Below are 6,574 nucleotides of genomic sequence, written 5' to 3' on the forward strand. Positions count from 1 at the left end.
GCGGTACACACCGCGCATCTGGGCGTTCCGGTGCCGGTGCTGTTCCTCTGCGAGGACAACGGCATCGGCATCAGTGTGCCCACCCCGCCGGACTGGATCGACCACGCCTACGGTCACCGCCCGGGGCTGCGTTACTTCTCCGCCGACGGTTGCGACCTGGCCGCGGCCCTCGCCGCGGCCGAGGCGGCCGTGGACTGGGTACGCGCCCGGCGGCGCCCGGCGTTCCTGCGGCTGCGCACCGTCCGGTTGTTCGGCCATGCCGGATCGGATGTGGAGACGGCCTACCGGGATCGCGCCGATATCGAGGCCGATCTGGCCCGCGACCCGCTGCTGCACACCGCGCGGCTGCTGATCGCCGCGGGCGCCTGCACCCCGGATGAGCTCCTGCGGCGCTACGCGGCGGTCACCGAGCGGGTGACCGCCGTCGCCGACGAGGTGCGCCGGGCGCCGCGCCTCGGGTCACGCCAAGCGGTCGTCGCGCCGCTGGCCCCCGCCCGGCCGGATATGGTGCGCGCCGACGTCGAACGCACGGCACTCGGCGCCGACGGCCGCCCGGCCCCGGAGCCGGAAACCCTCGCCCAGGCGCTCAATCGCACCTTGGCCGGACTGCTCACCGGCGATAACGACATTCTGGTCTTCGGTGAGGACGTGGCACGTAAGGGCGGGGTCTACGGTGTGACCAAGGGGCTGCGCGCGCGGTTCGGCGCCCGCCGGGTCTTCGACACCCTGCTCGACGAGCAGAGCATTCTCGGCACTGCCCTCGGCGCCGGGCTCGCCGGGTTCGTTCCGATACCGGAGATCCAGTACCTGGCCTATGTCCACAATGCGCTGGACCAGCTGCGTGGCGAGGCGGCGACCCTCTCGTTCTTCTCCGCGGGCCGCTACCGCAACCCCATGGTCGTGCGTATCGCGGCCTATGCCTACCAGCGCGGATTCGGTGGCCATTTCCACAACGACAATTCGGTTGCGGCGCTACGCGATATCCCCGGTGTGGTGGTGGCGTCACCGGCCCGGCCCGACGATGCCGCGGCCATGCTGCGTACCTGTGTGTCGGCGGCCCGGGTGGACGGCCGGGTCTGTGTGTTCCTGGAACCCATCGCGCTCTATCACACCCGCGACCTGTACGAACCCGACGACGGTCGGTGGGCGGCACCGGCGGGCGCGCCGGAGCATGTGCCGATCGGGCGCGCCCGCGTCTACGGCGACGGAACGGATATCACCCTCGTCGCGTTCGCGAATTCGGTCCCGCTGTGCCTGCGGGTGGCACGGCGGCTGGGCCGCCGAGGCATCGCCGCCCGCGTCCTGGACCTGCGCTGGCTGGCGCCGCTACCGGTGGCCGATCTCCTGCAGCACGCGGCGGCCACCGGCCGGGTTCTCGTCGCCGACGAGACCCGGCACAGCGGCGGCGTGGCCGAATCGGTCTTCGCGGCGTTGATCGACGGCGGATTCACCGGCCGGCAGGCACGGGTGACGAGTGCGGACAGTTTCGTGCCACTGGGCCCGGCGGCGGCCACGGTGCTGCTCACCGAATCCGCGCTGGAGAACGCCGCGGGGAAGCTGATGCTCGTGTAGTGACCGGTCGCGTGCCGTCAGACCGGCCAGGTCGCGGCCGCGACGCGCAGGGAATTGCCGCCGAGTACCGCGGTGATATCGGATTCGCTCCAGCCCTGCCGCTCGAGGTGGGCGCCGAGGCCGATGAAGGTTTCCGGCGGCATCCAGCGGATCGGCCCCCACCGGGTGTAGGACTCGTCGAACAGATGCGGGTTGTCCCGGATCTCGGCCAGGAAATCCGCGGCGTCGAAGGAATGATCGGTGCTCACGCCGACATGCTCGATACCCACCAGTTCGGCCGCGTACTCGAGATGCCGGGTCATCGCCTCCAAGGTGGGCGTATTGGGCCCCAGGAATATCCCGACGCCGGTGATCCCGATGACACCACCGGTGGCGGCGCAGGCCCGGGCCTGGTCGTCGGTGATATTGCGGGGATGGTCCCAGACCCTCCGCATACACGAATGGCTGTAGATCACCGGACGGGCCGAGATCTCGCACATATCCAGGCCGGTTCGCGCACTGCAGTGCGATCCGTCCGGCACCATCCCGACGGCGTTCATCTCCCGCACCAGATCGGCGCCCCAGGCCGTGAGCCCCCGGTCCTCGCTGTCGAGGCAGCCGCAACCCGCCCGGTTGGCGTGGTTGTAGGTGGGCAGCAGGGTCCGGACGCCGAGATCGGTGAAGGCCCGCAGATTGCCCAGATCGCCGTCCAGCGGACCGGAATCCTCCAGATCGAACGCGACGGCGATCCGGCCCGACGCGTCCGCCACCTCGATATCGGCCACCGTCGATACCGTCGTCAGCTCGGGATGGGCACGGATGGAGTTGCGGTAACCGGTCAGCAGGCCCACCGAATCGGCGAAACTCTGCGGGCTGTACCCCACATTCACGGAAACGAAGGTCGGCCCGCGCCGCCGGAATCGCGCCAGCTCCCCCACGTCCGCGGTGGCCCGCAGGGGCAGGCAGGCGTGCTGGTCCCAGAGCAGCGTCATGGGTAGCCATCCTGCACCAACGGCGGCCGGACCCGCACCATTGCCCGATCGAGCGCGTGCGCCGCGGCTCAGGGGCGTCCCGCGCCCGGCGCGGGCGCCGCGAACGCCACGACCCGCCCGGTCGGCTCCGGCGCCCCGGTCTCCCCGTACTCCTGGCCGACGACGAACAGCCGCGGCTTCTCCTCACGGCTCAGCGCGCACGCGAAGGCTCCCCGATCACATTCGGCGATATCGAGTACCGCACCGCCTTCCCGCACGCGTACGCAATGCCGGTTACCGACGTCGGCGTACCAGACCGCGCCCTGGTCGTCGAGACAGATCCCGTCGGGGTGGTCGCCGGGCGTCGGGGCCCAGATCCGCCGGTCCGCCAGATCGCCGGAGTCGGTGATGTCGTAGGCGGTGAGCCGCTCGCCGTAGGATTCGGCGACGATGAGGGTCGTACCGTCCGCGGTGATCGCCATACCGTTCGGGAAGGCCAGATCCTGCGCGACCCGCCGTACCCCGCCGGCGGGGTCGACCGCGACCACGAATCCCGGCGCGTAGTCCCCGCCGGGGAAATCGAATCCGATGCTGTTGACGTAGGCGGTGCCCCGGGCGTCGACGACGATATCGTTCCACGGTTTGTCGGTGATGCCGGACAGATCGGCACAGGGCACCAGTTCGCCGCTCGGCTCCCGGCGCAGCAGCCGCCCGCCGGTCGAATCCACGATGAGCAGGCGGCCGTCGGGCAGGAAATCGATGCACATCGGAAACGACGGCACCGAGGCGACCACTTCGTGGCCCCCGTCCGGATCGAGTGCGATGACCTGGCCGGCGCCCCAGTCGGAGAACCAGAGCCGCCCGTCGTGCCAGCGCGGCGATTCACCGAACACGATTCCGTCGAGTAACACCTCGGGTCTGTCCACGGCGGCCGTCCCTTCTGTCGTACCGGTGCAGACGGTCCGGACCGCCGGAACTCATCGGCGCCGGGCGGGCGGCCGGTCAGCCGAGCCCGTGCGCGGCGAGCGCGTCCAGCAGCGCCCGCGGCCGCCGATCCACCGGGACGGCGTCCACGAGCGCGGTAGCGCAGCCGATCTCGGCGGCCGCGCCGTCGGCGGTGGCGCTGTCCGCCGGGGCGGTCATCCGCCGCACGACCTCGGCGCGTGCGGCCGCCGTCAGTGGCCGCCCCGATTCGTCGACCAGCCCGTCGGGGACGGGATCGAAGCGGAACAGGGTGCCGGAGAAATCGAACAGGACACCGTGGATGGGCATGGCGTCCAGGCTACGGAACAGTGCGCCCTCCGCTGCCCGGCCGCGGTTCGGCCCCCGGGGTCACGGGTTCCTATGACACCGCCGTAGCCAGTAACGCCTGGGTCGCGGTGCCGGCGGGGCCGGTGCCGTCGTGCACGGTCGCGACGTTGTGCGCGCCGCCGCCCGGCGCGACCGCCATCCGTGAATCGAGGCCGATCCACTCCCCCTCCGGATCGCGGTACAACGCCACCGACAGATCGGTGTTGATGACCGGGTAGCGGGCCAGGTCCAGGGACAGCGCCGCCCCGTAGGCGGAATCGGCGACGATCAGGACCCGCTGCCACGAGGACGGAATCTCCCCGGGCAGCAACGGGATCCGGGGTCGGGCCCACACCCGCGCGGGCCCGAGCACATCGAACCCGCCGTCGGCGAAATACCAGTCGACCGCGGACATATAACCCTCGAGATAGGCGCCGGGAAACCGCAGCGGCTGCGGGCGCGGCGTATCGGAGACCAGCGCCGGCCCACCGGGTACGGCCGGGAAATCGGCGTCGGTGGTCCGCAGGCACCACGCCCGGGCCGTGAGCAACGGCCGGCCCGAAACCTCGGCCACGGCTTCGACGAGTTCGGTGCGCCGCCCCGGCCGCACGGTGGCGACCCGGATCGCCAAGGGTTCCAGCGGGATCGGCGCCAGTACGTCCACGGTTATCCGGGCCAGGCGTTTACCGTCGGCGGCGGGTAGCGCCCGCTCCACCGCCCGGGCCAGCAGCGCCGAGGCCGGGCCCATGTGCTGGCTCCGCGGTCCCCAGGGGGAGGCGGTAGCCGCCGTGGGTGCGAATCGGCCGTCGTCCAGTTCATGGAAGAAGGTGTCCGCCGGGACGGTGTGGTGTGCGGATTCGGTCATGGTCGTTCCTCCAGCAGGGCTCGTATCGCGGTGCGCACCAGGTCGTCCACCCAGAGCGGCGGTGGTCGGAGTTCGGTGAGATGCCGCCGGACCGCGCCCGACGGCAGGTCGAAGAGGACGAAATCGAGGCGGTGACGGTCGATACCGGGATATCGGTCGCGCAGGGCGCGGTAGGCCGTTGCGGCCTCGCTGTTGAGATCCGCCAGTTGCGTTCCGAGTTCGGCGGGCCACTGCTGCGCCAGATCCGTGCGCCGGTGCAGCAGCAGTACCGCCGCTTCCGCGGTATGGGCGCGGCACCAGCGCACGCCGTGTAGCGCGGCGGCCTCGATATCGCCGGCCCGCAATGCCTCGACGAAACCCTGCTGGAAACGACGGATCCCGCGGATCCACAGCTGCGCGAGCAGCAGTTCACGCGAGGCGAAGCGGTGGTAGATGGACCCGGTCGGGGCGCCGAGCCGACGGGCGATGGCACCGGTGGTCGCGGCGGCCGGCCCGTGTTCGGCGATCACGGCGAGCGCGGCGTCCAGGATGGCGTCGCTGTCGTATTTGGCGGATCGGCCCACCCGATGATTATAGAACTGTCGATCTAGAATGAACATTCCAATATTCGGCACAGGAGGGATGGAGACGTGCTGTACGACCGGACCGGCCGGACCTACTCCCGGACACGCCGGCCCGACCCGCGGATCGCGAAGCCGATCCGGAACCACCTGACAGGAACCGCCTCCGTGGTGAACGTGGGAGCCGGCACGGGAGCCTACGAACCGCCGCAGACCGTTCTCGCCGTGGAGCCGAGCACGGTGATGCTCGCCCAGCGGCCCGCGGCCGCGGCACCGGCGATCCGCGCTGTCGCCGAAGCGCTACCGGTCGCCACCGGCGCCGCGGACGCCGCCCTGGCAGTCCTCACCGTGCACCACTGGCAACAGCTCGACCGGGGGCTCGACGAAATGGCCCGGATCGCGCGACGCCGGATCGTCATTCTGACCTGGGACCATACGGTCATGCGCGAGTTCTGGCTGCTGCGCGACTACCTGCCGGCCGCCGCCGCTACCGATGCGGCCCTGGCGGTACCGCTGGATCGCCTGGTCACACTGCTCCCCGGCACCGTAGGCGTCCACCCCGTGCCGGTACCCGCGGATTGCCTCGACGGATTCGGTGCGGCCTATTGGCGGCGGCCCGCGGCCTATCTCGATCCGGAGGTACGCGCCGGAATGTCGATGCTGGCCCTCACCCCGCCGGATGCCGTGGCGGCCGGATTGGACCGGCTACGCGCGGACCTCGCCGACGGGGTGTGGCACGCCCGCAATCGCGAACTGCTCACGCGCACCGAATGGGACGCCGGATACCGGCTGGTGGTGGCGGATCTCAGCCGGTGACCTCACCGAGCCCGCGGAGCAGGAACGCGTTCACCGCGTCGGTCGCCTCGAGCTGCACCAGATGCCCGGCGCCGGGGATCCGTTCCACGGCACGCAGATCCGGAAGGGCGGCGCGCATGGTCGCGAGTGGATCGCGGCCACTGAATCCCTCCATATCGGGGTCCTTCTCGCCGTAGGCGAAATACACCGGCACCGCGGGAACGTCCTCGGCGAAAGCCTCGGTCAACTCCCAGTTCCGGTCGATCGCCCGGTACCAGTTGAGTCCGCCGGTGAACCCGGTTCGCTCGAAATCCGACGCCAGGGTGTCGAATTCGGACTGCGAGAGCCACGGCCATGGCAGTTCCGGCGCCACGGGCAGCGCATCGATATAGCGGGTGCCGGGCGGATTGTTCCAGACATCGAGATAGTGATATTCGCCGCTGAGCGCGTAGTAGACCCGGGAGAGGAATTCGCGCGGCCGCTCGGCCAGGTGGGCATCGGCCACACCCGGCTCTTGGAAGTACTGCAGATGCAGGAAATGG

At 70.6% G+C, this 6,574-nt stretch carries 8 protein-coding genes; 2 read left to right on the forward strand and 6 right to left on the reverse strand.

Annotation, left to right across the window (positions count from 1 at the left end):
* On the forward strand, positions 1 to 1,572 hold a 1,572-nt coding region (locus ACWDU1_RS27460), incomplete at its 5' end, for a transketolase C-terminal domain-containing protein (RefSeq protein ID WP_450002837.1).
* 17 nt (positions 1,573 to 1,589) lie between these two features.
* Here ACWDU1_RS27460 and ACWDU1_RS27465 read toward each other — a convergent pair.
* From ACWDU1_RS27465 to ACWDU1_RS27485, 5 genes are all read right to left on the reverse strand, one after another.
* Positions 1,590 to 2,543 (reverse strand): dipeptidase, encoded by a 954-nt coding sequence (locus ACWDU1_RS27465; protein ID WP_450002838.1) that lies wholly within the window; start codon positions 2,541 to 2,543, stop codon positions 1,590 to 1,592.
* 68 nt (positions 2,544 to 2,611) lie between these two features.
* On the reverse strand, positions 2,612 to 3,448 hold the full coding sequence (locus ACWDU1_RS27470) for an SMP-30/gluconolactonase/LRE family protein (protein ID WP_450002840.1): 837 nt from the start codon (positions 3,446 to 3,448) through the stop codon (positions 2,612 to 2,614).
* A 76-nt stretch (positions 3,449 to 3,524) separates the two neighbouring features.
* Positions 3,525 to 3,794 carry a hypothetical protein gene (locus ACWDU1_RS27475; RefSeq protein ID WP_450002842.1) on the reverse strand — a complete coding sequence of 90 codons (270 nt, stop codon included), beginning with the start codon at positions 3,792 to 3,794 and terminating at the stop codon, positions 3,525 to 3,527.
* A gap of 70 nt (positions 3,795 to 3,864) precedes the next feature.
* Positions 3,865 to 4,677 carry a thioesterase family protein gene (locus ACWDU1_RS27480; protein WP_450002844.1) on the reverse strand — a complete coding sequence of 271 codons (813 nt, stop codon included), beginning with the start codon at positions 4,675 to 4,677 and terminating at the stop codon, positions 3,865 to 3,867.
* Positions 4,674 to 5,240: a TetR/AcrR family transcriptional regulator gene (locus tag ACWDU1_RS27485; protein WP_450002845.1), complete on the reverse strand. Its 567-nt coding sequence runs from the start codon at positions 5,238 to 5,240 to the stop codon at positions 4,674 to 4,676. The genes ACWDU1_RS27480 and ACWDU1_RS27485 overlap by 4 nt, the downstream gene beginning before the upstream one ends.
* A 165-nt stretch (positions 5,241 to 5,405) precedes the next feature.
* Here ACWDU1_RS27485 and ACWDU1_RS27490 point away from each other — a divergent pair, with 165 nt between their 5' ends.
* Entirely contained in the window at positions 5,406 to 6,053 is a 648-nt protein-coding gene (locus tag ACWDU1_RS27490; protein WP_450002847.1) for a methyltransferase domain-containing protein, read from the forward strand.
* On the opposite strand, the gene ACWDU1_RS27495 is transcribed toward ACWDU1_RS27490, so the two are convergent.
* A partial coding sequence (locus tag ACWDU1_RS27495; protein WP_450002848.1) for an alpha/beta fold hydrolase occupies positions 6,043 to 6,574 on the reverse strand: 532 nt, incomplete at its 5' end. The two genes, ACWDU1_RS27490 and ACWDU1_RS27495, sit on opposite strands and share 11 nt — an antisense overlap.

It is taken from the genome of Nocardia sp. NPDC003345 (assembly GCF_053589395.1).

Bases quoted from the DNA above. Each gene is read 5' to 3' on its own strand.
- ACWDU1_RS27465 (WP_450002838.1), bottom strand. From the start codon at position 2,543: ATGACGCTGCTCTGGGACCAGCACGCCTGCCTGCCCCTGCGGGCCACC.
- ACWDU1_RS27475 (WP_450002842.1), bottom strand. From the start codon at position 3,794: ATGCCCATCCACGGTGTCCTGTTCGATTTCTCCGGCACCCTGTTCCGC.
- ACWDU1_RS27480 (WP_450002844.1), bottom strand. From the start codon at position 4,677: ATGACCGAATCCGCACACCACACCGTCCCGGCGGACACCTTCTTCCAT.